Source organism: Escherichia sp. MOD1-EC7003, assembly GCF_002965065.1.
Classification (GTDB): domain Bacteria; phylum Pseudomonadota; class Gammaproteobacteria; order Enterobacterales; family Enterobacteriaceae; genus Escherichia.
On the sequence record NZ_PTRE01000069.1, the window covers coordinates 1 to 25,871 of the forward strand.

The following is a 25,871-nucleotide window of genomic DNA, read 5'->3' on the forward strand; positions in this document are numbered from 1 at the left end:
CCGGGAATGAACAAGTGGCTGCATCGTAACGGCTTCACCTACAAAAAACCGTCAGGCGTCCCCCATAAATTCAGTGAAGAGAAACAAAGGCAATTCATTGAATATTATAAGGAACTGAAAACAACTGTGGGTGATGAACCGATTCTCTTTATTGATGGAGTCCATCCGACTCAGGCCACTAAAATCAGCTATGGCTGGATACGCAAAGGCCAGAAAAAGTCAGTAAAAACAACAGGCAGCCGCACACGCCTGAATATCATGGGGGCGCTGGATCTGAAAGCCCCGGAACACCCGTTAATCTGCGAATATAAAACGATTAATGAGTACAATGTATCCCGTTTTTTCAATGAGATACGTAAGGTTTATCCTGATTATAACCAGAAAATCCACGTCATTCTGGATGGCGCAGGTTACCACCGTTCACAGTTAGTAAAAGACTGGGCAGAAGTGGTGAATATACAGCTCCATTATCTCCCACTGTACAGTCCAAACCTGAATCCGATAGAACGAATGTGGAAATTAATGAACGAACATGCCTGGAATAATCGCTACTTCAGCTGTACCGCACTTTCATACGTTTTTTGCTTAAGGTTGTTTAATCTGGAGTTTCGTTGCATCCGCAGTCGCGACGCCAGTGCCAATACCCGTCCCGACCGCAGCAGGTGTTGTTATATATTAATAGTTTACCGGAGAATAGGTTGACCATTCGCCACTGGCAACGTCAACCAGCGCAAAGCGGATCAGATAACGCAAAACCATGCCAGAACCTGTATATTTGTCATTCCTATACTCAGTCCACGATACTTTCTTTATGTCAGCACCATACTTACCCGTCTCCAGACTGGACCAGTACACAATTATGGCTTTCTGCTTCCCTTTAGCGCCCACATATCGCAATGCCTGCATAGAGTTCAGCATCCTTATTGCATGTGAGAATCCTTTTCCGCTTTAGCGTGCGGCTCGTTGCAAAATGATAGCTGATGGCAAACGTTGCAGGAAACGCATACGCAGCATCATCATAATGGCGGCAGAAGTCAGGCCGATAATAAAGCCTATCCAGAAGCCTGCCGGTCCCATCGGCTCAACCACCAGATCGGTCAATGCCAGGGTATAACCACTTGGCAAACCCAGCACCCAATACGCAGTAAAGGTGATATAGAAAATAGAACGCGTATCTTTATAGCCACGCAAAATCCCGCTGCCGATCACCTGTATTGAGTCAGAAATTTGATACACCGCCGCCAGCAACATCAGATGCGCGGCCAGTGTCACGACCTCTGAATTGTCGTTATACAGCAAGGCAATCTGTTCCCGCAGCGATACGGTAAATATTGCCGTCAGGGTTGCCATACAAACGCCAACCATCAGTCCTGTCCTGGCTGCCGTTTGAGCATCCAGCGTAGAGCCCTGTCCCAGACGATAACCCACACGAATGGTAACTGCTGCCGCCAGCGACATCGGAAGAACGAACATCAGCGAACTGAAGTTCAGGGCAATCTGGTGACCTGCCACATCAACAATACCGAGCGGAGACACTAACAGAGCTACGACTGCAAACAGCGTCACTTCAAAGAACAGCGCCAGCGCAATCGGCAAACCGAGTTGAATCAGTCGTTTCATAACTGCAGGATCGGGTTTCACGGTGCCTTTTTCGTTACGGATATCGCGCATGGAGCGGGCGCGTTTAATGTAAGAAACCATGGCAAGGAACATGACCCAATACACCGCCGCAGTAGCCACGCCACAACCAACACCACCGAGCTCTGGCATACCGAAATGACCATAAATAAAGATATAGTTCACCGGAATGTTAACCAGCAGGCCGATAAAGCCCATCACCATACCCGGCTTGGTTTTTGCCAGACCTTCACACTGGTTACGGGCAACCTGGAAGAAAAGATAGCCTGGCGCGCCCCACAGCAACGCACGCAGATAACCCACGGCTTTGTCTGCCAGAGCCGGATCAATGTTTTCCATGGAGCGGATAATGTAACCTGCATTCCACAGCACCAGCATAATAAGTACGGAAACAAAACCCGCCAGCCAGAAACTTTGTCGCACCTGATGAGCAATGCGCTCACGTCGACCGGAACCGTTCAATTGCGCGATAACTGGCGTTAATGCCAGTAGCAGTCCATGACCAAAAAGAATAGCCGGAAGCCAGATAGATGTACCGATGGCTACTGCCGCCATGTCTGTGGCGCTATAGCCGCCCGCCATCACGGTATCGACAAAACCCATCGCAGTTTGGGCGATTTGCGCGAGAATCACCGGGATTGCTAATGCTAATAACAGACGCGCTTCACTGATATACTTCTGCACGTGAACACCTTTTATTTGTAGTTATACGAGAGACTAAAAAGCCGCCTGAATGGGCAGCAAAAAGAAGAAACAGGGGAAATTCAGTCTATTGTAGCGAGGATTTATTAATTCTCCAGTGAAAAAATAGCCATTCTTACCCCTTCACTGGTAAGGGCGTTTTCCACCTGCTATTGTGCTGAACAGAATGCCTTAACTGATTTCAGGAGTTGTAAATATGTTTACGGGGATTGTACAAGGCACCGCAAAACTGGTGTCGATTGACGAGAAACCAAATTTTCGCACGCATGTGATGGTGTTACCCGACCACATGCTGGACGGCCTGGAAACCGGTGCGTCCGTGGCACATAACGGTTGCTGCCTGACCGTGACGGCGATTAACGGCAACCATGTCAGTTTTGACCTGATGAAAGAAACGTTACGCATTACCAACCTTGGCGATTTAAAAGTGGGGGATTGGGTAAACGTTGAGCGTGCGGCGAAATTCAGCGATGAAATTGGTGGACACTTAATGTCCGGTCATATTATGACCACTGCTGAAGTGGCGAAAATATTAACCTCGGAAAATAATCGCCAGATCTGGTTTAAAGTCCAGGATAGTCAGTTGATGAAATATATCCTGTACAAAGGATTTATTGGAATCGACGGTATTAGCCTGACCGTCGGCGAGGTCACGCCAACGCGTTTTTGCGTCCATTTAATTCCGGAAACACTGGAGCGCACCACTCTTGGGAAGAAAAAACTCGGCGCACGCGTCAACATCGAAATCGATCCGCAAACTCAGGCAGTGGTAGATACGGTAGAACGTGTGCTGACGGCACGAGAAAATGCCATGAATCAACCTGGTGCAGAAGCCTGATCTGAAATCGCCCCCGGAGTGGGGGCGATAGAATAGCCTTTAGCGGGCTACTCGAAGGCCGTTTTCGACACCGCGTGAGAAAACGACCTGCCAGAGCTGAATATCACGGGAGCGGAAAGCGCCTGCACAGGCATTCAGATAATAGGTAAACATCCGTTTAAAGCGTTCACTGTAATTATCCGCAATTTCTGGCCATGCGGCGAGGAATCGTTCATACCACGCCATCAACGTAGTATCGTAATCAGCACCGAAGTTATGCCAGTCTTCCATCACAAAGTGGGGTTCGCTGGACTGGGCAATCTGGCGTACAGAGGGCAGGCAACCGTTCGGAAAAATATATTTATTAATCCAGGGATCAACATTCAGATCGGTTTTTTTCGAACCGATAGTATGGAGCAGGAAAATACCTTCCGGTTTTAAATTACGATCCACCACCGCAAAATAGGTATCGTAATTTTTAGGGCCGACGTGCTCGAACATCCCCACAGAAACAATGCGGTCAAACTGGTCGTTCAGGTCACGATAATCTTGCAGCAAAATGGTGACATCCAGGCCTTCACAGCGTTCCTGAGCCATTTTTTGCTGTTCGGCAGAAATGGTGACGCCCACCACGCTTACGTCATAGTGAGACGCCATGTAGTGCGCCAGTCCACCCCAGCCGCAGCCAATATCCAGTACGCGCATCCCTGGTTTTAACTGCAATTTTTCACAAATCATTTTGAGCTTCGCCTGCTGGGCTGATTCCAGATTATCGGCATCTTTCCAGTAAGCGCAGGAATATTGCATGAAGGGATCAAGCATGCGGCTGAACAAGTCATTACCCAAATCGTAATGCTCTTTACCGACTATCCAGGCACGTTTTTTACTCTGAAGATTGAAGAGACGAGCACCTGCAATACGCAGCGTGTCTTTGAAATGATGGGGGAGTTGATTCTCGAGACCTGCGCGTAAAACTTTGCTAAAAAACATATCCAGTCGGTCACATTCCCACCAGCCATCCATATAACTTTCGCCTAACCCCAACGATCCTTCCTGCAGTACGCGTTTAAAAAAATCGGGGTTTTTCACACGAATATCTGCCGGAGTAGGACCGTTAATGGCTATACCGGCACGGCTAAGCAATTCGTTGGCGATACGGTACCAGTTGTCATCCGGTACACTGACTTCTTCTATACACGATGAACTCATAGTTTCTCCATCACTGGTCGGTGATCAGAACCTTAAAACAGCGTAGACGCTTTTTGGGCTTTGTGAGGAATCTCGCAGAAAAAACCGCGAGTCTATAATCCGACGTAGAACAGAGGGAAAGGAGGAACCCTTGCCGAAATGACCATCCATAGTGGGTCGGGAACGATCCTGTTCCCGTAAACACATAATATTTATCGTAGTCTTAACGACTCAAAATCAGTATAGGCCGCTAATTTCAATCATACAACAAAATTTTGTTAGCAGCCTAAGCATAACGATGTCGATATAGATCAGAGTGATTCGCTATGAGCGACTTCGGCATTGCCATGATTCTGGCAGTCAACTTCTTCACAACGTTGCATCATGTAACCCAGAGCGACCACCACCACAGTTGATAACATCACACTTGTGGTGGTGAGCAATGGTGTGCTGATACTAATAAGCCAGGAAACGACCAGACTTGCGAGGAAGCACAGACCCAGTTGCAGTGTGTTCTGCAATGCTGCGGCGCGACCGGTTGCATGTGGGAAGGGACGCAGCGCCTGGGCGACAACAATCGGGTAGATTGCACCGTTGGCAATTGCCATCACACAGAATGGGATCAGGATTTCGACCAGCGACACATGGCTAATGAATCCCGCAGCCCAGGTTGCAATGACGCTGACAGCAAACAGCTCCAGCAACCACGGTAACAACTGCTTGCCTTGCCATTTCTGCAGCGCGGCGCGACAGCCATAACCACCAATCAGAAACGCGATAGTTTGCGGAACATAACTTAAACCAATAACTGCCGGACTGTAACCCATTTCACTAAGAATGAACGGTGAACCGGTCAGCCATGCAAAAAAACTGGCAGAACAGGCCGCGTAAATCAACACGTTGCCACGATAGGTTTTTGAACGCAGCAGGTCGGTGAAAGTCAGCCCATCCTGACTATCGTTACGGGCCTTCGTCGTGGGTTTAAGCCAGAAAATGGGCAGAATCAGCACCACGGTAATGGCAAAAAGAGTGGCGAAAATCGCCTGCCAGGAAAAATGGACCAGCAGCCAGCTTCCTAGCAGAGGTGCCAGTGCCGGAGATAGACCCACCAGCGGCATGATGGTCGCAAAAATACGGTTAACTTTCTGGGAAGGGTAATAATCCGTCACTAATGCTTGCCAGATAACCGCTGCGGCGCAGACACCTACAGCCTGGACAAAACGCAATACCAGCAGCGTGGCGGCATTTTCTACCCACAGCATCCCCAGACAACCTAACGCAAAAATTGTCAGGCCGATTAATAACACCGGTTTACGGCCATAACGGTCGGAGAGCGGCCCCCACAGAAGTTGGGCAGCGGCAAAACCGGCAAGGAACAGACTAAGGCTGGCACTGACAGCAGACGCAGGCGTTTGCAGATCGGCCTGTATGGCGGCGAAAGCAGGCAGATACATATCGGTTGCCAGAAAACCGAGCACGCTCAAACCCGCCAGCCAGACTAAAAATCTTTTCCCAGGTTGCATGTATATTCTCTAAATCTCTCAAGTAAACACCGCCGCAAAGTGTAGGGAGTGAAATTAGTGTTGTGAAACGGTAATATTTGATGACTGGTTTCAAAAATTTTGCAGGCAGACTATGTGGTCAGAATATTCTCTCGAGGTTGTTGATGCGGTAGCGCGTAACGGTAGTTTTAGCGCCGCAGCTCAGGAGTTGCATCGCGTTCCTTCCGCGGTCAGCTATACCGTGCGTCAGCTGGAAGAGTGGCTGGCGGTGCCGCTCTTTGAACGACGTCATCGGGATGTGGAACTGACCGCTGCCGGGGCGTGGTTTCTCAAAGAAGGGCGCTCTGTTGTCAAAAAAATGCAGATCACCCGCCAGCAATGTCAGCAGATAGCGAACGGTTGGCGCGGTCAGTTAGCTATTGCAGTGGATAATATTGTCAGGCCAGAACGTACACGGCAGATGATCGTTGATTTTTATCGCCATTTTGATGATGTCGAACTTCTTGTTTTTCAGGAGGTGTTCAACGGTGTCTGGGATGCGCTTTCCGATGGGCGCGTGGAACTGGCGATTGGCGCAACACGAGCGATTCCGGTAGGCGGTCGTTATGCCTTTCGGGATATGGGGATGCTAGGCTGGAGTTGCGTTGTTGCCAGCCACCATCCACTGGCGTTGATGGATGGCCCGTTCAGCGATGATACGTTGCGCAACTGGCCGTCGTTGGTGCGCGAAGACACCTCGCGAACGCTACCTAAACGTATTACCTGGTTGCTGGATAACCAAAAAAGACTTGTCGTACCGGACTGGGAATCATCGGCAACCTGTATCTCGGCTGGGTTATGCATAGGGATGGTGCCAACGCATTTCGCTAAGCCGTGGCTCAACGAGGGTAAGTGGGTCGCATTAGAACTGGAAAACCCCTTCCCGGATTCGGCATGTTGTCTGACCTGGCAGCAAAATGATATGTCGCCTGCGTTAACCTGGTTACTGGACTACCTCGGCGATAGTGAGACGCTGAACAGTGAGTGGCTGCGGGAGCCGGAAGAGACTCCCGCAGCAGATGATTAACGACGATAGTCGCGGAACGGGCCATCAGCCACGGAGCGACGTTCAATCAACCGCGGATGCACTTCAATAGACTGTGGTTCTTCGCGTTTGTTGACGATACGATCCAACAGCATGTTGAACGCCGTTTCGCCCAGTGAATCTTTGGGCTGGTGGATCGTGGTCAGTGCCGGGGTAAAGTAGCGAGCGTTGCGCACGTTATCATAACCGATCAGCGAAACATCCTGCGGGACGCGCAGACCCATTTCATCAGCAGCACAAAGTGCCCCCATTGCCATGATATCGCCACCACAGAAGACGGCAGTAGGGCGATGCGGTTGCGACAGGATTTGCTGCATGGCGCGATAACCCGATTCAGGTTCAAAGTCACCCTGCACAATCCAGCTTTCCGGCACCTTGATCATCGCTTCTTCCATCGCTTTCATAAAACCGGCAAGGCGGCCTGCACCAGTGTTACGTTCCAGCGGGCCGGGGATAACGCCGATTTCGCGGTGACCGCGCTCTATCAGATAACGCCCGGCCATGTAGCCTCCTTCGAACGCGTTATCAATGACCGCATCGGTGAAGTCAGCTTTTGCTTCACCCCAGTCCATCACCACCATTGGGATATGGCGATACTCTTCCAGCATTGCCAGCAACGGCTCTGGGTACTCAGAACACATCACCAGCAGACCATCGACGCGTTTTTGCGCCATCATCGACAGATAAGCCCGCTGTTTCTCAAGATTGTTCCACGCATTGCCCAGAATCAGGGTGTAACCTTTCTGGAAGCAATTTTTTTCAACCGCTTCAATGATCTCGGCAAAATAGGCCGCTTCGCTGCTGGTCGCCAGCAAACCGATAGACTTGGTGTGGTTAACCTTCAGGCTACGCGCCACCGCGCTAGGGGAGTAGTGTAATTCTTTGATCGCTGCCCACACGGCGTTGCGCGTTTCTTCAGCGACGAAACGTGTTTTGTTGATCACGTGTGACACAGTTGTAGTGGAAACGTTTGCTCGTTTCGCTACATCTTTTATTGTTGCCATTCCATTTCACTCCAGACCCTAACTTCAGCTCCTGCAAAATCGCAAGGTAAACGTTTGCCTTTACACACCTTACGCACAACAAAAGTGTTGCGGTACGCCGGAAAAACGACACGGAGCGTCAGGAAGGGGTCAATGGCCAGTACGCAAATAGTGTAAGCGTGGAATTTTGGCTGATCTTGACCAAAAGGGGAAGTGGTAAAAACATTTATCATTATAAATGACGGGAGATTTTTTCATCACAATGTGTAAAAATGCGTAATATCACTTTTTGTGTGGTAATAAAAAAGGAGAAAACTTGATGAGCACCGACCTTAAATTTTCACTGGTAACAACGATTATCGTCCTCGGTTTGATCGTGGCCGTGGGTTTAACTGCCGCGCTGCACTAATTTCCTCTCGAGGGAGCGCGTTCTCCCTCGCATCTCCTTCCTGTTTGTGAGCAAAATGGCAATATGAGGCTGATGCTTTCACGTATTCTGACCAGTCTTAATTGCGGGCATTTTTTGACCTGAGTTCGGGAGTGGCAGCAAGCGAAGCACCGGGTCTGTCTTCATCAGAGCCTTTAACCTCAGAAATGTACTGGGTGCAGTGGCAGGTGCGCAGTGATTTTTGGCTGTTTAGGTTACAATTTTGCGTCGGTGATAGGGACGATTGTCGTGGGACTGGCATTGTTGCTGGTGTTTATGTCGGTCAAAAAACAGCCTGAAGCAGTTTGTGTTGCCACCAATTGACGAAAAAGAACGCAGAAGGCTAACCTTCTGCGTTACTTCAATTATGCAGCGAGATTTTTCGCGACAAATTCCCAGTTCACCAGCGCCCAGAAGTGCTCCAGATAACCAGGACGCGCGTTGCGATAGTCGATGTAATAAGCGTGTTCCCAGACATCAACGGTCAGCAGCGGCGTTGCATCGGTGGTCAGCGGAGTACCCGCGTTAGAGGTTGAAACGATAGCCAGTTTGCCATCGCTGTTTTTCACCAGCCAGGTCCAGCCAGAACCAAAGTTTTTGATCGCTGCATCAGTAAATTGAGCTTTGAAATCGTTAAAGCTGCCAAAAGAAGCCGTGATGGCGTCAGCCAGTTCACCGGTCGGTTCCCCACCCGCGTTCGGTGCCAGGCAGTTCCAGTAGAAAGTATGGTTCCAGACCTGAGCTGCGTTGTTGAATACGCCACCTTCAGAGCTGCGAATAATCTCTTCCAGTGTTTTACCTTCAAACGCAGTACCTTTGATCAGGTTGTTCAGGTTAGTAACATAAGTCTGATGATGTTTGCCGTAGTGATACTCGATGGTTTCCGCAGAAATGTGCGGTGCCAGAGCATCTTTAGCATATGGTAGTGCAGGTAATTCGAATGACATTGCTACTCTCCTTTATTATTAATTTGCATACGTACAATAGCCTTATTGTGCGTATGGATAGGGTAGCAAATTAAAAGGTGAGACAAAAGATGAACTTACCCTGTTGCCGTAACAACAGAGTAAAGTTTTAGCGAAGTGTTTTTGGCGTCATTACCCGACGAGCACCAACATAGTGGCGCTGCCAGTAGTCTTCACTGAGAGAAGTGATTTGAATTTCCTGACCCGTGCGCGGTGACTGAATAAATTTGCCGTTGCCGACATACACGCCGACATGATCGGCTGTACCGCGTCCCTGAGTACGGAAGAAGACCAGGTCGCCGTTTTTCAGTTCACTACGTTCGATTGGCGCTGCATCGCGCAGGTGATACATTTCATTCGCCGTACGCGGAATACGAATTTTCACCAAATCTTTATAAGCGTAATAAACCAGGCCACTGCAATCAAAACCGGTACGCGGTGAGCTGCCGCCCCAACGATATGGCTTACCAATTTGCTGCATTAGTTTATTCATTGCCACTTTCGTGGCTTTTTGCACCTTCGCTTTGTGTGCGTCGGCAAGGGTTCCTGACGCGGCATTTTTGACTTTCACACAATGCGATTTATAGCCCTTACGTTTGGTACACTTCTCGGTAAAGCTGGCTGAGGCTGTTTTATTGACGGCTTGTTTGCTGCGAGTTTTGGCGTTTTTAGAAGCGGTATTGGAAGATTTTTTAACGGAAGAAGCGGTTTTGCTTTTAGTTGTACTTTTACTGGCGGCTTTTTTCGCTGTTTTCTGGCTGGCTTTCTGGGTCTTTTTGGTGGTTGCCGTGCTTTTCTTTTTATCTGCTTTTTTGGTGATATGAGTGGTAGCAGAACTCTCCCTGGCTTGCTTTGAAGCATGGGCCATAGGCGTTAAAGGCAGGGTAGTAAAAAGCAAAGCACAGAGCGTGATCGAAAAACGGTTTATCCGCGCCACTGAGCGTCCCTCTGTTAAGGCAGGTCTATCATGCCTGCGTCTGATTTACAAAACTTAATGATTCTAATGCATAGAAGAAGAGAAAGTTAATAGCTTTTATTGTTAAAGAATACGTTTCGTCGGCGAGCGCAAAAAAATGCAGCAGTGAAAGCTAAAAATGGTCACAAATACGCCAGCCTGCCGTGCGTCAGGGAAGAAACGAATATTTGAAATGCAACAAATAGAGTAAAGGGATAAAATAGCAAAAGCGTGATGAAAATGTTATTTTCCGATGCCGCACTGACCCGCTACAATGTCAGATTACTGCCGTAAAGAAGTTTAAGGAAGCAAGACAATGAGCACCACTATCGAAAAAATCCAACGCCAGATTGCTGAAAACCCGATCCTGCTGTACATGAAAGGTTCACCGAAACTGCCGAGCTGCGGTTTCTCTGCCCAGGCAGTCCAGGCGCTTGCCGCATGTGGCGAACGTTTTGCCTATGTTGATATTCTGCAGAATCCGGACATTCGTGCGGAACTGCCGAAATATGCTAACTGGCCGACCTTCCCGCAGCTGTGGGTTGATGGCGAGCTGGTCGGCGGTTGTGATATCGTGATCGAAATGTATCAGCGTGGCGAACTGCAGCAGCTGATCAAAGAAACTGCCGCTAAATACAAGTCTGAAGAGCCGGACGCTGAATAATCCGTCCTGAAATACTGACGGAGGCGAACAGGCATCCGTCAGTGCTTTCCTGTCCTCATCCAGTTCCTGTGGCGAACTGGAAAATCCCGGTTCACGTAGCCGTGTTGTCGCACGGGGGGATCATTCACTGCTGTTAGTGCAGCGGTTTGCGATTGAACGGGATGCGTTCGTTCACCCCAGTCACTCACTTATCGCCTTTTTGCAACTCGAATTATTTAGAGTATAGATGCCTGAGCTATTGCATGACATCAGGCATCGACTTGATTACACCTCTTCGGCGGCAGGCAGCGGCCAGCCTCCCAGACGTTTCCAGCGGTTGACGATTTCACAAAACAGCACAGCAGTGCGTTCGGTGTCGTACAGCGCGGAGTGCGCCTGGGCGCTGTCGAAGTCCATCCCCGCGGTCTGGCAAGCCTTTGACAATACGGTTTGTCCGAGTGCCAGCCCGGCCAGTGCAGCAGTGTCAAAAGTGGCGAAAGGGTGGAATGGATTACGTTTCAGTGAGGCGCGTTCTGCGGCAGCCATCATAAAGCTGTGATCGAAATTGGCATTGTGCGCCACCATAATGGCGCGGTTACAGTCGCTGGCTTTAATGCCTTTACGTACAACTTTAAAAATTTCGTGCAGCGCCTCGTATTCGCTGACCGCGCCGCGATCGGGATCGTTCGGGTCAATGCCGTTGAAGGCGAGGGCCTCTGGCTGCAAATTTGCGCCGACAAACGGTTCGACGTGGAAATGTAATGTGGTGTCCGGCATCAGCCAGCCTTGTTCATCCATTTTCAGGGTGATGGCGGCAATCTCAAGCAGCGCATCGGTTTTGGCGTTAAATCCGGCTGTTTCAACATCGATCACAACAGGATAAAAACCACGAAAACGGTCGCACAGACCGGTAAGTTGAGCGTTATCGGACATCTGATTCTCTTAATACGGATAAATTGCAGCGTGCATTATGACAAATATTACTTGTCGATGCAGTAAAGATGCGGGCGCGATGACTTCACGCCCGGCAGGAGATTAGTTGCCCAGACCGCGACCGGCGTCTTTCTCTTCGATTAATTCAATTTTGTAACCGTCCGGATCTTCCACAAACGCGATAACCGTAGTGCCGCCTTTTACCGGACCCGCTTCACGGGTGACGTTACCCCCGTTTTGACGGATTCTTTCGCACGCTTCAGCGGCGTTATCAACGCTAAGCGCGATGTGACCATAAGCAGTGCCGAGTTCGTATTTATCCACGCCCCAGTTGTAGGTCAGCTCAATCACGGCTTCTTCGGTTTCCGGGCCGTAACCAACAAATGCCAGTGAGTATTTGTATTCCGGGTTTTCGCTGGTACGCAGCAGTTTCATGCCCAGTACTTTGGTATAAAAATCGATGGAGCGTTGCAGATCGCCAACGCGCAGCATGGTATGAAGAAGACGCATCTTTATATCCTCAAAATGGCTAACAGATTCAGAATGTTGTTTTAGTATAGCGGCGGCTTTGCGCCGCTCGCAATGTTCGATTACAGCGTCGGGTAATCAGTATAGCCCTGCGCACCGCCCCCATAAAAACTTTCAGCATGCTGTGGGTTAAGCTCGGCTTTACGCTGCAAACGGGCAACCAGATCCGGGTTCGCAATCCAGTCACGACCAAATGCCACGGCATCAATTAACCCTTTGCCTATCAGCGTTTCGGCTTTTTCTACCGTGTATGCACCTGCGCCGATAATCGGACCGTGGAAACGGGCGCGTACTTTTTCGCGGAATGCATCAGTATACGGTTCACCTCCCGCCCAATCCGGTTCGGACATATGCAGATAAGCAATGCCGCGTTTACCCAGTTGTTCAATTAGATACAGTGCATCGGCTTCTTCATTTGGGCCATTATCCGTGTTCTGGAAAGTACCGATTGGCGAAATGCGAATGCCAATGCGATCGGCACCCCATTCTTCAATTCCGGCATCGACCACTTCCAGCACCAGACGTGCGCGATTTTCCACGCTGCCGCCGTACCGATCGGTACGATGGTTCGATGAAGGCGAAAGAAACTGATGCAGCAAATAACCGTGAGCGGAGTGGAGCTCCACCAGATCAAACCCGGCTTCACGAGCGTTAGCAATGGCCTGACGGAAATCGTTGACGATACCCGGAATCTCTTCCAGTTCAAGCGCACGTGGCATGGAGGTTTCAACGCGGATCGCCTGACCATTTTCATCGCGCAGAGAAGTGCGTGTTCCCGCGCTAAGTGCAGAAGGCGCTACCGGTGCCTGACCGCCAGGTTGCAGGCTGGCGTGAGAAATGCGCCCGGTGTGCCACAGCTGCACGGCCATATGACCATTTTCAGCATGAACGCCAGCGGTGATTTTTTTCCATGCGGCAATTTGCTCCGGGCTATGGATGCCAGGCGCGCCTGCATATCCTTTTGCCTGGGCAGAAATTTGTGTGGCTTCGCTAATAATCAAACCGGCACTGGCACGTTGGCGATAGTACTCTGCCATCAACGGGGTAGGGATGTCACCCGGTTCAATACTGCGCAGACGCGTCAGCGGTGCCATAAAAATACGGTTTGCCGCCGTGATCGCGCCCACTTTCAGTGGGGAATACAGTTTTTCAGATGACATAAAGGCTCCCGTTCGTCTGGTGATAAAAAATGCCTGCTAAGCGGCAGGCGTCGCAATAATGGTTTTTACATGGGCCAGCGCGTTTTCCAGTGGCTCGAAACTGCGCGAAATTTTGGCCTGCAGATTCGCGCCCAGCCACAGTGCGTAAAGCACTTGTGCCTGTTGCAGCGGTTCGCCACAAAAGGTTAAACAATGGTTCTCACGGCCATTTTCCAGCGCCTGAGAGAGCAGTGCGATCACGCCGCGAGCACCGTTATCCATCGCATTGCGCATATCTTCTGACAGATCGCACACTTCAGCAGAGAGTTTTACTGTCAGGCAACCACTGATGGTTCCATGTTGGCAAAACTGATTCAGCGTCTGCTGGTAATAAGCCAGTATGCGGTCGCGGTAGTTACCTTCGCTGGATTGCAGCAACTCTGCCAGTCGCTGGTGATATGCCGCGAAATGGCGCTCAAGCATGGCAACGCCAAACGCTTCTTTAGAGCGAAAGTAGTGATAGAAGGACCCTTTCGGCACTTCAGCGGTTTTTAGTAATTCGCTTAATCCCATCCCGGTGAATCCACGTTGCAGACAAAGTTGCTCACCCGTCGCCAGGAGATGTTCGCGAGTATCATGTTCGGTGTGTTTGTTCATGTGTTGGAGTGTAGTAGACCAGTCGGTCTAGCGCAAGCAAAGTTGCTACTTTGGACATTAACAGCTTCAATAATGGTAATAATCTTATCGGAGGGGGCGAGGTGGCAGAGCAATTAGAGTTCTTTCCCGTCCAGAGCCCGTGCCGGGGAATTTGCCAGTCTGATGAACGCGGATTTTGTCGCGGCTGTTTTCGTAGCCGGAATGAGCGTTTTAACTGGAATAAAATGAGCGATGGCGAAAAACAAGAGGTGCTACGCCTTTGTCGGCAACGATTAATGCGCAAATTACGTGCAAATAAGCCAGCGTCATCAGACGAACCAGAGCAGCCATCACTCTTTTGAGCATAATCTTGCGTATACTCCTCTCATATCTGATAAGAGGAAGTGATTATGGTTCAGCGTATTACTATTGCGCCGCAAGGCCCGGAGTTTTCCCGTTTTGTGATGGGCTACTGGCGACTGATGGACTGGAATATGTCTGCCCGCCAGCTGGTCAGTTTTATTGAAGAGCATCTGGATCTCGGTGTGACCACAGTGGACCATGCTGATATTTATGGTGGCTACCAGTGTGAAGCGGCGTTTGGTGAGGCGTTGAAACTGGCACCTCACCTGCGTGAGCGGATGGAAATTGTCAGTAAATGCGGTATCGCGACGACCGCGCGTGAAGAAAACGTCATTGGTCATTACATCACTGACCGCGATCACATCATTAAGAGCGCCGAACAGTCGCTGATTAATCTCGCGACCGATCATCTGGATCTGCTGTTAATTCATCGCCCCGACCCGTTAATGGATGCCGATGAAGTAGCAGACGCGTTTAAACAACTGCATCAGAGCGGCAAAGTGCGCTATTTTGGCGTATCGAACTTTACGCCTGCGCAATTTGCCCTGTTGCAATCACGCCTGCCGTTTATCCTTGCCACTAATCAGGTGGAAATATCCCCGGTGCATCAGCCATTACTGCTGGATGGCACGCTCGACCAACTGCAACAACTGCGTGTTCGTCCGATGGCGTGGTCCTGCCTTGGTGGTGGTCGTCTGTTTAATGATGATTATTTCCAGCCGCTGCGTGATGAACTGGCTGTAGTGGCAGAGGAGTTAAACGCGGGCTCGATTGAACAGGTGGTTTACGCCTGGGTATTACGTTTACCGTCGCAGCCGCTGCCAATAATCGGCTCCGGCAAAATTGAGCGCGTGCGGGCAGCTGTCGAAGCGGAAGCACTGAAAATGACTCCTCAACAATGGTTTCGTATCCGGAAAGCGGCATTGGGTTACGACGTACCGTAAGCACTTTTAGGAATAGCCGCCGTTCAAAAATGTGTCACTGGTTTACACTTATTCAGGAATGCACAATGAACGGAGGTCCTATGAAACGTTTTAGTCTGGCCATTCTGGCGTTGGTTGTTGCGACCGGCGCACAAGCTGCCAGTGAAAAAGTCGAGATGAACCTCGTCACGTCGCAAGGGGTTGGGCAGTCAATTGGTCGCGTCACCATTACTGAAACCGATAAAGGTCTGGCGTTTTCGCCCGATCTGAAAGCATTACCTCCCGGTGAACATGGCTTCCATATCCATGCCAAAGGAAGTTGCCAGCCAGCCACCAAAGATGGCAAAGCCACTGCGGCAGAATCCGCAGGCGGGCATCTTGATCCACAAAATACCGGTAAGCATGAAGGGCCTGAAGGTGCCGGACATTTAGGCGATCTGCCTGCGCTGGTAGTCAATAATGACGGCAAAGCTACTGATGCCGTCATCGCACCTCGCTTGAAATCACTTGATGAAATCAAAGACAAGGCGCTGATGGTCCACGTTGGCGGCGATAATATGTCTGATCAACCTAAACCGCTGGGCGGTGGCGGTGAACGCTATGCCTGTGGTGTGATTAAGTAATTAAGAGGCCAGCGTACCTTGCGGCGGTGCTTGCTCAAGTTGCGAAAGCGAGCAGTACAGCCGCCACACAATTGCCGCCAGCTCACGGGCGGCAGGTTGATGATGACGGGCAAGGCTGTCGCAAATCCGCTGTAATTCTTCAAGTGTGGCCGCCAGTGATTTTTGCTGAACGCCACGCTCACTCATCACTCCCCGCAACAGTGAAATACAGTTATCCCGTACTCGCGATAACGGATCGGAACGCGATTCCCAGTCGCGTAATTGCCAGACAACATGAGAACAGTTCAGCAGCACGACCCCCCAGCGTAATAACCAACGGCGAGCCAGCGCATCCTGGCTGTTACTCAACTGACTGACGTGATGATAAGTGAGCGATTCAAATTCGCTTTCACTCAGTGTTGGATGGCGGCTTAGCTGATCGACAAAATCCCGGCGCAGTGCGCGAATATGACGACGGCTTTTACGAGCATCCGACCCTGGACGCAAAATGGCGAACGCTAACCACGCCAACGCTACGCCAACGATTTTTGCCAGATTATCGTTAAGAAAATCAGCAAAATCATACACCGGGGGATTAGTGACAGCGATGAACGAACCCATAAAAACAATCAGTTGTCCCCACAATGCGGCAAGTTTTGGCATCTGCAATTTAAGAAGCTGCATCGTCGCCAGCAGGGGGAAGAGAAACAGCAAAAATTGCCACAGATCGCTAATCTGTACCATCAAACCGAACTTAATCACAAAGCTAAATAGCGAAAGTAATACCAGCGTGCGCAACAGCAGCGACAACGACTTAAACGGTGCCGCGACGGCAGAGTAGATTACGCAGCCAATTGCTGCCAGCGTTAATGCGTTGGCACCTGCATCCCATTGCGCGGCAATACTCCATGCGCCAATCATCATCAACGTACAAAATGTACGCAGCCCGCTCCACATAGCTTCGGCGTTATCGGTATGACGTGCCAGGCCGGAAGTCAGGGGGAATCTGGCATGATCATCTACGCCGCTTTGCAGACAATGTAATTCCTGACTACTTTGCAGATAAAGGCGGCAAAAATAACGTAGTCGCTGCCAGAAGGCGACGTGTCGGTAGTCGGCGTCGTTGGACGGGCGTAGCGGGGCGATAATACGTGCGACGGTGTAAAAATCTGTTTGCGAACGGGTGAGCACCGTCAGCAACTGTTCGAGAATTTCTCGTGTAGTACCCGGCGGTGAGGGCCAGTTAAGCAACATACGTCGCAGGCTGGAGATGACGCTGGTCATACGTAATTGCTGGTGGAGCAGCGCATTAAGGCGCGCGTTTTGCTGGCGAAAACGATAGTGGCTCCAGAAAGCCTGAATACGCAGCAAATTCATAGTCAGTATCTGCCCAATCACCCCTTCATGTGCTGCGCGAATAGCATCGGTTGTTTCAGGCTGCCAGAGCAAACTGGCATGTTCCAGTAATCGGGCGTGCATGTTTTTCAATGCGGTTAAAAGGGCCGTAGCATCGGAACTGCTCGGCAGGATCATCATCATCATGCCGCCGCACAAAATACCGACTATCACCTCGCAAACGCGCGCCTGAGCGATATCCCACAGCTGGCTGGCTTCAGTAATATTAACCATCGGAAAGGCGATAATGGCAGCCGTGTAGCCCGCCAGTTGAAATGCATACGCGACGTTATTCGTGAAGTGCGCACAGGCCCAGGTACAAAAACCAAGCCAGGCCGACATGCTCAATAGAAAAAACCACGGCTCATTGAGCGTATGTCCGGCAAGAAGCAATGCCGCGATGGCGCCCAGTAAACTGCCAGCAATACGTCCGAGGCTTTTGCTGATGACACCGCCAACGGTGGGAAAGCTAACCACTGCAGCCGAGGTCATCGCCCAATAGGGTTCATCCAGATTCAAATAATAGGTAATCGTCAGCGCCAGACACATGGCAAGGGTATTGCGTAACGCATAACGCCATTGCGCCAGCGTGGCCCTGAACCAGGGCAAGTTGCGCAAGGACCATGACGATGCGTTCATTATTGACCTACGGCAATGCTACAGGTGGTGCCCGACACCAACATGACATCGCTTGGGACGTTATTCAGCGCAAAGCGGACGGGAACGCGTTGGGCGAGGCGAACCCAGGGGACATTAGGTTTCACATCCGGAATCAGACTGGAATCACTTTCAACGCTCTGATCATAAATCGCCCGACCGATACTGGAAACGTGACCCTGTAACTTTTTGTTGTCGCTATAGAGGGTAATTTGTGCTGGTGCTCCTTCGCGGATATGGCGCAATTTGGTTTCTTCAAAATAACCAATGACGTAAAAGGAGTGGCTGTCGACAAGAGCAAACAGCGGTTTTCCGGTCTCAGCGTAGTCGCCGATGCGGGTCGTGAGATTAGTTATCCATCCACTCACCGGGGCGCGGATTTCCGTTTGCGCCAGTTGCCATTGCGCCTGTTTAAGCGTCGCCTGTGCGGCATCAACACTGGCCTGCATCGCTTTAACATTGAGGTTCGCGGTATCGAGTTCTTCGGCAGAGATAAAATTTTGTGAGAGATGACGACGACGGTTCGCTTCGTTATTGGCTTTGGCAAGGTCAGATTGCGCTTTAGCCAGCTGAGCCTGTGCGTTCAACTCGGCGATCTGAAAGGGGGTTTTATCGATCGTAAGCAGAAGATCACCCGCGTTAACCAACTGGTTGTCTTTTATATTCAGCTCAACAATACGTCCTGGCACCTGTGGCGTGACTGAAACCTGTTCTGCGCGTATTTTCCCGTCGCGTGTCCATGGAGACTGCATGTAATAATTCCATAGCCACCATCCGGCAAGAACCGCAACGACCGCTACAATGATTGTTGATAAATACTTAATTGTTTTTATTGACATAGTTACCACGCAATTAGTATTGCCAGAGCAAGGCAAACGCAAATCGCAAACAGCGATAAATCCATTAACAAGGGATGCCAGATGTCACCGGCGTAAATCCAGCCACGAAGCAGGCGGTGTACAACAAGCCAGATGACGAATCCAAACGCGAAGGCTTTGAAAAACGGAGGAAAGTAGACGGACGCACCGAACACCAGATCTTGTAAGGGCAATCCTGTTGCATTGAGCATAAACTTCACAAATTAGATCCTTTACGACCGAATATATTGCGTTAGATTAATAAATACTCTTTAGGTGCGAAAAATTTACGCGCAATCGCTGAAAAATATGTCTGACGGTAACCAAATGCAGCAATACATTTGTTTTAGCAATACAATTGCTGCACACTATTCTAAAAGTCGCATAATATCTTAGCAAGCTAATTATAAGGAGATGAAATTGGAATCGCCACTAGGTTCTGATCTGGCACGGTTGGTGCGCATATGGCGTGCTCTGATAGACCATCGCCTGAAACCGCTGGAGTTAACACAAACCCATTGGGTTACGTTGCACAATATCCATCAGTTACCTCCAGACCAGTCGCAAATTCAACTGGCAAAAGCGATTGGCATCGAGCAGCCATCACTGGTCCGTACTTTGGATCAACTGGAAGAAAAAGGGTTAATTTCGCGTCAAACGTGTGCAAGCGATCGTCGGGCCAAACGTATTAAATTGACGGAGAAGGCAGAGCCACTGATCAGCGAAATGGAAGCTGTTATTAACAAAACCCGCGCGGAAATTTTACATGGCATCTCCGCAGAGGAACTGGAACAACTGATTAAGCTCATCGCCAAACTTGAGCATAATATCATTGAGTTACAGGCCAAAGGGTGAAGTGAAGGGGGCGAGTGGTCAGTAACCTGACCACTCGCAAACTTTTTAGCGCGGGGAAACGGTCACCTGGCTGCCGTTGCTGGCCAGTACGACACGTTGTCCTGGAGAGAAACGAGAGTTGCCTTGTTTCTGTACCACCATGATGGTGTTGCCATCGTCTTTACGAATTTCGAGCTCGACACCCTGCGTTTTGTTCATTGCACTCTGTATGCCCTGACCGGCTACACCACCTGCGACAGCGCCTGCGGCAGTCGCCAGAGAACGCCCGGTCCCGCCACCAACAGTATTCCCCAGGAAACCACCAAGAACAGCACCGCCAATTGCGCCGATAACGTTGGAATCATCACCGCCCTGAATCTGTACCGGACGTACGTTAACGATGGTGCCATAGCTGACATTCTGTACTTGTTTCGCTTCAGAAGCGGTATAAACATCCCCTGACAGAGTGTCGTTATTAACACAACCGACAAGAGACAGACCTACCATTGAAACAACCAACACGCGTTTAATCATTGAAAAATCTCCTGTTCACCATGAAACGCCACGCAAGCATCCCTCATGGTCAAAGTATATGGCATATGTGAATCCATGGTTACATGTTCTACCAAATATGAGCAAATCATAATGAAAGTAGGATCAACCAATTATAAACAAAACATTCATGATTATTATTGATTTTAAGATAATGTTTTACTACCAACGGTAAAAATCGGTCATTCCGCATGGTATTCACGAAAAGTTTATGTTTGAGTGGAGCGCAAACATCAGATTGAAAAAGGATGAACTATGAAATCGGGCCGCTTTATTGGCGTTATGTCAGGCACCAGCCTTGATGGTGTTGATGTTGTGTTGGCAACAATTGATGAGCACCGGGTCGCGCAGCTGGCAAGTTTGAGCTGGCCGATCCCGGTGTCACTAAAACAGGCTGTACTGGATATTTGCCAGGGCCAGCAGCTAACACTTTCGCAGTTTGGACAGCTTGATACTCAACTCGGGCGACTTTTTGCTGATGCGGTCAATGCCTTGCTTGAGGAACAAAACCTACAGGCAAGAGATATTGTTGCTATTGGTTGTCATGGTCAAACTGTCTGGCATGAACCGACGGGCGTGGCGCCGCACACTTTACAGATAGGCGATAACAATCAGATTGTAGCGCGCACCGGAATTACAGTTGTTGGAGATTTTCGCCGTCGCGATATTGCCTTAGGAGGACAAGGCGCACCGCTGGTACCTGCGTTCCATCATGCGCTGCTGGCTCACCCAACCGAGCGCCGAATGGTGCTCAATATTGGTGGCATCGCCAATTTGTCACTGCTCATTCCTGGGCAGCCGGTAGGGGGCTACGATACCGGTCCGGGTAACATGCTGATGGATGCCTGGATCTGGCGTCAGGCCGGTAAACCTTACGATAAAGATGCTGAGTGGGCACGGGCGGGTAAAGTTATTCTTCCACTGCTGCAAAATATGCTCAGCGACCCGTATTTCTCGCAATCTGCGCCGAAAAGCACCGGACGCGAATACTTTAACTACGGCTGGCTGGAGCGCCATTTGCGCCATTTTCCGGGGGTGGATCCCCGAGATGTGCAGGCCACACTGGCAGAACTCACTGCCGTGACCATTTCTGAACAAGTTTTGTTAAGTGGTGGCGGCGAACGATTGATGGTATGTGGTGGCGGTAGTCGTAATCCGCTGCTCATGGCGCGTCTGGCGGCATTACTGCCCGGCACAGAAGTCACCACCACTGATGCCGCTGGCATTAGTGGCGATGACATGGAAGCATTGGCTTTCGCCTGGCTTGCCTGGCGGACGCTGGCAGGTTTACCGGGAAATCTACCGTCCGTCACCGGCGCAAGCCAGGAGACGGTGCTGGGAGCTATTTTCCCTGCCAACCGGTGATATCAGAGTTAACTGAATTTTTCTTACCGCGTCTGCCGTTACACTTGGATCGTTAGGGAGGGCGTATTGCCCTCCAGACCAGGAAAGTCTTCGGGATATGTCTATGAAAAAACTGTTACTGATCTGTTTGCCGGTACTTCTCACTGGCTGTAGCGCGTTTAATCAACTGGTTGAGCGCATGCAAACCGATACGCTGGAATACCAGTGTGATGAAAAACCGTTGACGGTCAAACTGAATAATCCGCGCCAGGAGGTCAGTTTTGTTTACGATAATCAACTACTGCATCTCAAACAGGGCATTTCAGCGTCTGGTGCACGTTACACCGACGGAATCTATGTTTTCTGGTCGAAAGGCGAGGAAGCGACTGTCTATAAACGCGACCGCATCGTCTTGAATAACTGTCAGTTACAAAATCCACAGCGTTGAGATTTTTCCAGGGGCGGCGCACAATAGCGTCACCCACTGACAATCCGTAAAGAAAACCATGTCTGATAATGACGAATTGCAGCAAATTGCACATCTGCGCCGTGAATATACCAAAGGTGGATTACGCCGCCGCGATCTTCCCGCCGATCCATTAACACTTTTTGAGCGTTGGCTCTCTCAGACTTGTGAAGCCAGGCTGGCTGACCCTACCGCGATGGTGGTCGCTACCGTGGATGAACATGGTCAGCCTTATCAGCGCATCGTTTTACTCAAACATTACGACGAAAAAGGCATGGTGTTTTACACCAACCTCGGTAGCCGTAAAGCACATCAAATCGAAAATAATCCGCGTGTTAGCTTACTATTTCCGTGGCATACCCTTGAGCGCCAGGTGATGGTGATCGGTAAAGCGGAACGACTTTCGACGCTCGAAGTGATGAAATATTTTCATAGTCGCCCACGCGATAGCCAGATTGGTGCATGGGTTTCGAAGCAGTCCAGTCGTATTTCTGCCCGTGGTATCCTTGAAAGTAAATTCCTGGAACTGAAACAGAAGTTTCAACAGGGCGAAGTGCCATTGCCGAGTTTTTGGGGCGGTTTTCGCGTCAGCCTTGAACAGGTTGAGTTCTGGCAGGGCGGTGAGCATCGTTTGCATGACCGCTTTTTGTACCAGCGTGAAAACGATGCGTGGAAGATTGAGCGTCTCGCCCCCTGAAAAGATGCAAAAATCTTGCTTTAATCGCTGGTACTCCTGATTCCGGCACTTTATTCTATGTCTCTTTCGCATCTGGCGAAAAGTCGTGTACCGGCAAAGGTGCAGTCGTTATATACATGGAGATTTTGATGGCAAGCAGTAACTTGATTAAACAATTGCAAGAGCGGGGGCTGGTAGCCCAGGTGACGGACGAAGAAGCGTTAGCAGAGCGACTGGCGCAAGGCCCGATCGCGCTCTATTGCGGCTTCGATCCTACCGCTGACAGCTTGCATTTGGGGCATCTTGTTCCATTGTTATGCCTGAAACGCTTCCAGCAGGCGGGCCACAAGCCGGTTGCGTTGGTAGGCGGCGCGACGGGGCTGATTGGCGACCCGAGCTTCAAAGCTGCCGAGCGTAAGCTGAACACCGAAGAAACTGTTCAGGAGTGGGTGGACAAAATCCGCAAGCAGGTTGCCCCGTTCCTCGATTTCGACTGTGGAGAAAATTCTGCTATCGCGGCGAACAACTATGACTGGTTCGGCAATATGAATGTGCTGACCTTCCTGCGCGATATTGGCAAACACTTCTCCGTTAACCAGATGATCAACAAAGAGGCGGTTAAGCAGCGTCTCAACCGTGAAGATCAGGGGATTTCGTTCACTGAGTTTTCCTACAACCTGTTGCAGGGTTATGACTTCGCCTGTCTGAACAAACAGTACGGTGTGGTGCTGCAAATCGGTGGTTCTGACCAGTGGGGTAACATCACTTCTGGTATCGACCTGACCCGTCGTCTGCATCAGAATCAGGTGTTTGGCCTGACTGTTCCGCTGATCACCAAAGCAGACGGCACCAAATTTGGTAAAACTGAAGGCGGCGCTGTCTGGTTGGATCCGAAGAAAACCAGCCCGTACAAATTCTACCAGTTCTGGATCAACACTGCGGATGCCGACGTTTACCGCTTCCTGAAGTTCTTTACCTTTATGAGTATTGAAGAGATCAATGCTCTGGAAGAAGAAGATAAAAACAGCGGTAAAGCACCGCGCGCCCAGTATGTGCTGGCAGAACAGGTGACACGTCTGGTGCATGGTGAGGAAGGTTTGCTGGCGGCAAAACGTATTACCGAATGCCTGTTCAGTGGTTCCTTGAGTGCGCTGAGTGAAGCGGACTTCGAACAGCTGGCGCAGGACGGCGTACCGATGGTTGAGATGGAAAAGGGCGCTGACCTGATGCAGGCGCTGGTTGATTCTGAACTGCAACCTTCCCGTGGCCAGGCGCGTAAAACTATCGCCTCCAATGCCATCACCATTAACGGTGAAAAACAGTCCGATCCTGAATACTTCTTTAAAGAAGAAGATCGTCTGTTTGGTCGTTTTACCTTACTGCGTCGCGGCAAAAAGAATTACTGTCTGATTTGCTGGAAATAATGCATTAAGTGCAAAGGGGGAGTGAGAAATCACTCCCCCTGGTTTTTATACAGGGAACATGATGAAAAATATTCTCGCTATCCAGTCTCACGTTGTTTATGGTCATGCGGGTAACAGTGCGGCAGAGTTTCCGATGCGTCGCCTGGGCGCGAATGTCTGGCCGCTGAACACCGTTCAATTTTCTAATCACACCCAGTACGGCAAATGGACTGGCTGCGTAATGCCGCCCAGCCATTTAACCGAAATTGTGCAAGGCATTGCCGCCATTGATAAATTACACACCTGTGATGCCGTATTAAGTGGCTATCTGGGATCGGCAGAGCAGGGTGAACATATTCTCGGTATTGTCCGGCAGGTGAAAGCAGCGAATCCGCAGGCGAAATATTTTTGCGATCCGGTAATGGGACACCCGGAAAAAGGCTGTATCGTTGCACCGGGTGTTGCAGAGTTTCATGTGCGTCACGGTTTGCCTGCCAGCGATATCATTGCGCCAAATCTGGTTGAGCTGGAAATACTCTGTGAGCATCCGGTAAATAACGTCGAAGAAGCGGTTCTGGCAGCGCGCGAACTCATTGCGCAAGGACCACAAATTGTGTTGGTTAAACACCTGGCGCGAGCTGGCTACAGCCGTGAACGTTTTGAAATGCTGCTGGTCACCGCCGATGAAGCCTGGCATATCAGTCGTCCGCTGGTGGATTTTGGTATGCGCCAGCCGGTAGGTGTTGGTGATGTGACGAGCGGTTTACTGCTGGTGAAACTACTTCAGGGGGCAACGCTGCAGGAGGCGCTGGAACATGTGACCGCTGCGGTATACGAAATCATGGTAACCACCAGGGCAATGCAGGAATATGAACTGCAAGTGGTTGCTGCTCAGGATCGTATTGCCAAACCTGAACATTACTTCAGCGCAACGGAGCTCTGAAATATCTCATTTCGGCCCACAGTGACCTGTGGGCCGATGGCTATTACTTTAAGCCTTCTGCCGACAGCGCGTCTTGTACTTCCGGACGTTCAGTCATACGTTGCATAAATGCCGCAATGTGCTCTAACCCTTCCAGATTCAGTTTCACCGCGTATGCCCAGCGCAGAACCGTAAACAGATAGGCATCAGCAATCGTAAATCGTTGCCCGCAGATCCAGTGCTCATCCTTCAGTGCATCGTTCACATATTGCAGCTTCTTCTCCAGTTGTGCGCGAGTTGTTGGTTTGTACTCTTCCGGTGTATCAGGGCGAAACAGCGGAGTAAAGCCTTTATGCAGCTCGGTGGCGATGTAATTCAGCCATTCGATGGTTTTATAGCGGGAAATACTGTTTACTGGTGCCAGCAACTGGCGGTCGGGTACGTTGTCGGCAAGATACTGCATAATCGCTACGCCTTCCGTCAGTAAAGTACCATCGTCCAGCAGTAATGCAGGCACCTGTCCCTTAGGATTAACGGCAAAGTAATCGTCACCGTTTTCGAGGCGTTTTTTCATTAAATCCACACTGATGAGCGTAAAGTCCTTTCCGCTCTCACGCAGGATGATATGGGAAGCGAGAGAACAGGCGCCCGGTTTGTAGAACAGTTTCATCGGTAACTCCTTTTGTCTGTGGTTTAAAGTAGGGTAGTGCGTTGCTGAACAAAAAAAAAGCCGCTAA

Annotated in this window: 28 protein-coding genes and 3 pseudogenes; 15 read left to right on the forward strand and 16 right to left on the reverse strand. The window is 50.2% G+C overall.

Going from position 1 to position 25,871, the window contains the following annotated elements; translation table 11 throughout:
- Positions 1-558 (forward strand): annotated as a pseudogene (locus A7090_RS13015) (IS630 family transposase); the annotation flags it as partial.
- A gap of 120 nt (positions 559-678) precedes the next feature.
- On the opposite strand, the pseudogene A7090_RS13020 reads toward A7090_RS13015, so the two are convergent.
- Positions 679-915, reverse strand: a pseudogene (locus A7090_RS13020) (hypothetical protein); the annotation flags it as partial.
- A 33-nt stretch (positions 916-948) separates the two neighbouring features.
- Positions 949-2,322 carry a multidrug efflux MATE transporter MdtK gene (gene mdtK / locus A7090_RS13025; RefSeq protein ID WP_105274341.1) on the reverse strand — a complete coding sequence of 458 codons (1,374 nt, stop codon included), beginning with the start codon at positions 2,320-2,322 and terminating at the stop codon, positions 949-951.
- Between the two features lie 214 nt (positions 2,323-2,536).
- Here mdtK and ribE point away from each other — a divergent pair, with 214 nt between their 5' ends.
- A complete protein-coding gene (gene ribE / locus A7090_RS13030) occupies positions 2,537-3,178 on the forward strand; it encodes a riboflavin synthase (protein WP_105274342.1) in 642 nt (213 codons plus the stop codon).
- A gap of 39 nt (positions 3,179-3,217) precedes the next feature.
- Here ribE and cfa read toward each other — a convergent pair whose 3' ends face one another.
- Together cfa and punC are read right to left on the reverse strand one after the other, a co-directional pair.
- Entirely contained in the window at positions 3,218-4,366 is a 1,149-nt protein-coding gene (gene cfa / locus A7090_RS13035) for a cyclopropane fatty acyl phospholipid synthase (protein ID WP_105274343.1), read from the reverse strand.
- Positions 4,367-4,656: 290 nt separating this feature from the next.
- Positions 4,657-5,868 carry a purine nucleoside transporter PunC gene (gene punC / locus A7090_RS13040; RefSeq protein ID WP_105274344.1) on the reverse strand — a complete coding sequence of 404 codons (1,212 nt, stop codon included), beginning with the start codon at positions 5,866-5,868 and terminating at the stop codon, positions 4,657-4,659.
- A 112-nt stretch (positions 5,869-5,980) separates the two neighbouring features.
- Here punC and punR point away from each other — a divergent pair, with 112 nt between their 5' ends.
- Complete coding sequence (punR, locus tag A7090_RS13045) at positions 5,981-6,913, forward strand: DNA-binding transcriptional activator PunR (RefSeq protein ID WP_105274345.1); 933 nt, start codon at positions 5,981-5,983, stop codon at positions 6,911-6,913.
- On the opposite strand, the gene purR is transcribed toward punR, so the two are convergent.
- Positions 6,910-7,935, reverse strand: coding sequence for an HTH-type transcriptional repressor PurR (gene purR / locus A7090_RS13050; protein ID WP_000190982.1), 1,026 nt, complete (start codon positions 7,933-7,935; stop codon positions 6,910-6,912). The two genes, punR and purR, sit on opposite strands and share 4 nt — an antisense overlap.
- Before the next feature lie 298 nt (positions 7,936-8,233).
- On the opposite strand from purR, the gene cydH reads away from it, so the two are divergent.
- Both cydH and A7090_RS26570 read left to right on the forward strand, forming a co-directional pair.
- Positions 8,234-8,323 (forward strand): cytochrome bd-I accessory subunit CydH, encoded by a 90-nt coding sequence (gene cydH, locus A7090_RS13060; RefSeq protein WP_000102278.1) that lies wholly within the window; start codon positions 8,234-8,236, stop codon positions 8,321-8,323.
- Positions 8,324-8,460: 137 nt separating this feature from the next.
- A pseudogene (locus tag A7090_RS26570) lies at positions 8,461-8,665 on the forward strand (MFS transporter); the annotation flags it as partial.
- A 41-nt stretch (positions 8,666-8,706) separates the two neighbouring features.
- Here A7090_RS26570 and sodB read toward each other — a convergent pair.
- The gene (sodB, locus tag A7090_RS13070) at positions 8,707-9,288 is read right to left on the reverse strand and encodes a superoxide dismutase [Fe] (protein WP_105274347.1); all 582 of its coding nucleotides are present in this window, start codon (positions 9,286-9,288) and stop codon (positions 8,707-8,709) included.
- A gap of 127 nt (positions 9,289-9,415) precedes the next feature.
- Positions 9,416-10,243 (reverse strand): peptidoglycan DD-endopeptidase MepH, encoded by an 828-nt coding sequence (mepH, locus tag A7090_RS13075; protein ID WP_105274348.1) that lies wholly within the window; start codon positions 10,241-10,243, stop codon positions 9,416-9,418.
- A 334-nt stretch (positions 10,244-10,577) separates the two neighbouring features.
- On the opposite strand from mepH, the gene grxD reads away from it, so the two are divergent.
- Entirely contained in the window at positions 10,578-10,925 is a 348-nt protein-coding gene (gene grxD, locus A7090_RS13080; protein ID WP_000108172.1) for a monothiol glutaredoxin 4, read from the forward strand.
- A gap of 264 nt (positions 10,926-11,189) precedes the next feature.
- On the opposite strand, the gene rnt is transcribed toward grxD, so the two are convergent.
- From rnt to nemR, 4 genes are all read right to left on the reverse strand, one after another.
- Positions 11,190-11,837, reverse strand: a complete 648-nt coding sequence (gene rnt / locus A7090_RS13085; RefSeq protein ID WP_105274349.1) for a ribonuclease T — start codon at positions 11,835-11,837, stop codon at positions 11,190-11,192.
- A gap of 102 nt (positions 11,838-11,939) precedes the next feature.
- Positions 11,940-12,347: a lactoylglutathione lyase gene (gene gloA, locus A7090_RS13090; protein ID WP_105274350.1), complete on the reverse strand. Its 408-nt coding sequence runs from the start codon at positions 12,345-12,347 to the stop codon at positions 11,940-11,942.
- An 80-nt stretch (positions 12,348-12,427) separates the two neighbouring features.
- A complete protein-coding gene (nemA, locus tag A7090_RS13095; RefSeq protein ID WP_105274351.1) occupies positions 12,428-13,525 on the reverse strand; it encodes an N-ethylmaleimide reductase in 1,098 nt (365 codons plus the stop codon).
- A gap of 36 nt (positions 13,526-13,561) precedes the next feature.
- On the reverse strand, positions 13,562-14,161 hold the full coding sequence (gene nemR, locus A7090_RS13100) for a DNA-binding transcriptional regulator NemR (RefSeq protein WP_105274352.1): 600 nt from the start codon (positions 14,159-14,161) through the stop codon (positions 13,562-13,564).
- 101 nt (positions 14,162-14,262) lie between these two features.
- On the opposite strand from nemR, the gene A7090_RS13105 reads away from it, so the two are divergent.
- From A7090_RS13105 to sodC, 3 genes are all read left to right on the forward strand, one after another.
- A complete protein-coding gene (locus A7090_RS13105; RefSeq protein WP_105274392.1) occupies positions 14,263-14,502 on the forward strand; it encodes a DUF1289 domain-containing protein in 240 nt (79 codons plus the stop codon).
- Positions 14,503-14,550: 48 nt separating this feature from the next.
- Positions 14,551-15,447, forward strand: a complete 897-nt coding sequence (locus tag A7090_RS13110; protein WP_105274353.1) for an aldo/keto reductase — start codon at positions 14,551-14,553, stop codon at positions 15,445-15,447.
- A gap of 80 nt (positions 15,448-15,527) precedes the next feature.
- The gene (sodC, locus tag A7090_RS13115) at positions 15,528-16,049 is read left to right on the forward strand and encodes a superoxide dismutase [Cu-Zn] SodC (protein ID WP_105274393.1); all 522 of its coding nucleotides are present in this window, start codon (positions 15,528-15,530) and stop codon (positions 16,047-16,049) included.
- On the opposite strand, the gene A7090_RS13120 is transcribed toward sodC, so the two are convergent.
- From A7090_RS13120 to A7090_RS13130, 3 genes are read right to left on the reverse strand one after another with little or no spacing between them, the layout of a single operon-like run.
- Positions 16,050-18,062 carry an FUSC family protein gene (locus A7090_RS13120; protein WP_105274354.1) on the reverse strand — a complete coding sequence of 671 codons (2,013 nt, stop codon included), beginning with the start codon at positions 18,060-18,062 and terminating at the stop codon, positions 16,050-16,052. It abuts the gene before it with no gap.
- A complete protein-coding gene (locus A7090_RS13125) occupies positions 18,062-18,919 on the reverse strand; it encodes an efflux RND transporter periplasmic adaptor subunit (RefSeq protein ID WP_105274355.1) in 858 nt (285 codons plus the stop codon). Before A7090_RS13125 ends, A7090_RS13120 begins: the two co-directional genes overlap by 1 nt.
- Before the next feature lie 2 nt (positions 18,920-18,921).
- A complete protein-coding gene (locus A7090_RS13130; RefSeq protein WP_000670998.1) occupies positions 18,922-19,158 on the reverse strand; it encodes a DUF1656 domain-containing protein in 237 nt (78 codons plus the stop codon).
- Positions 19,159-19,357: 199 nt separating this feature from the next.
- On the opposite strand from A7090_RS13130, the gene slyA reads away from it, so the two are divergent.
- On the forward strand, positions 19,358-19,792 hold the full coding sequence (gene slyA / locus A7090_RS13135) for a transcriptional regulator SlyA (RefSeq protein ID WP_000445640.1): 435 nt from the start codon (positions 19,358-19,360) through the stop codon (positions 19,790-19,792).
- 45 nt (positions 19,793-19,837) lie between these two features.
- Here slyA and slyB read toward each other — a convergent pair whose 3' ends face one another.
- Complete coding sequence (gene slyB / locus A7090_RS13140; protein ID WP_105274356.1) at positions 19,838-20,305, reverse strand: outer membrane lipoprotein SlyB; 468 nt, start codon at positions 20,303-20,305, stop codon at positions 19,838-19,840.
- A 273-nt stretch (positions 20,306-20,578) separates the two neighbouring features.
- Between slyB and anmK the strand changes: the two genes are divergently transcribed.
- The 5 genes from anmK to pdxY all read left to right on the forward strand — a co-directional run bounded on the left by anmK (position 20,579) and on the right by pdxY (position 25,155).
- Positions 20,579-21,688, forward strand: coding sequence for an anhydro-N-acetylmuramic acid kinase (gene anmK / locus A7090_RS13145; protein WP_105274357.1), 1,110 nt, complete (start codon positions 20,579-20,581; stop codon positions 21,686-21,688).
- A gap of 97 nt (positions 21,689-21,785) precedes the next feature.
- Complete coding sequence (gene mliC / locus A7090_RS13150; RefSeq protein WP_000061974.1) at positions 21,786-22,115, forward strand: C-type lysozyme inhibitor; 330 nt, start codon at positions 21,786-21,788, stop codon at positions 22,113-22,115.
- 58 nt (positions 22,116-22,173) lie between these two features.
- Complete coding sequence (pdxH, locus tag A7090_RS13155) at positions 22,174-22,830, forward strand: pyridoxamine 5'-phosphate oxidase (protein ID WP_105274358.1); 657 nt, start codon at positions 22,174-22,176, stop codon at positions 22,828-22,830.
- Between the two features lie 128 nt (positions 22,831-22,958).
- The gene (gene tyrS / locus A7090_RS13160) at positions 22,959-24,233 is read left to right on the forward strand and encodes a tyrosine--tRNA ligase (protein WP_052909514.1); all 1,275 of its coding nucleotides are present in this window, start codon (positions 22,959-22,961) and stop codon (positions 24,231-24,233) included.
- Between the two features lie 61 nt (positions 24,234-24,294).
- Positions 24,295-25,155, forward strand: a complete 861-nt coding sequence (gene pdxY, locus A7090_RS13165) for a pyridoxal kinase PdxY (RefSeq protein WP_123056951.1) — start codon at positions 24,295-24,297, stop codon at positions 25,153-25,155.
- Between the two features lie 43 nt (positions 25,156-25,198).
- Here pdxY and gstA read toward each other — a convergent pair whose 3' ends face one another.
- Complete coding sequence (gene gstA, locus A7090_RS13170) at positions 25,199-25,804, reverse strand: glutathione transferase GstA (protein ID WP_105274360.1); 606 nt, start codon at positions 25,802-25,804, stop codon at positions 25,199-25,201.
- Positions 25,805-25,871: the final 67 nt, after the last annotated feature.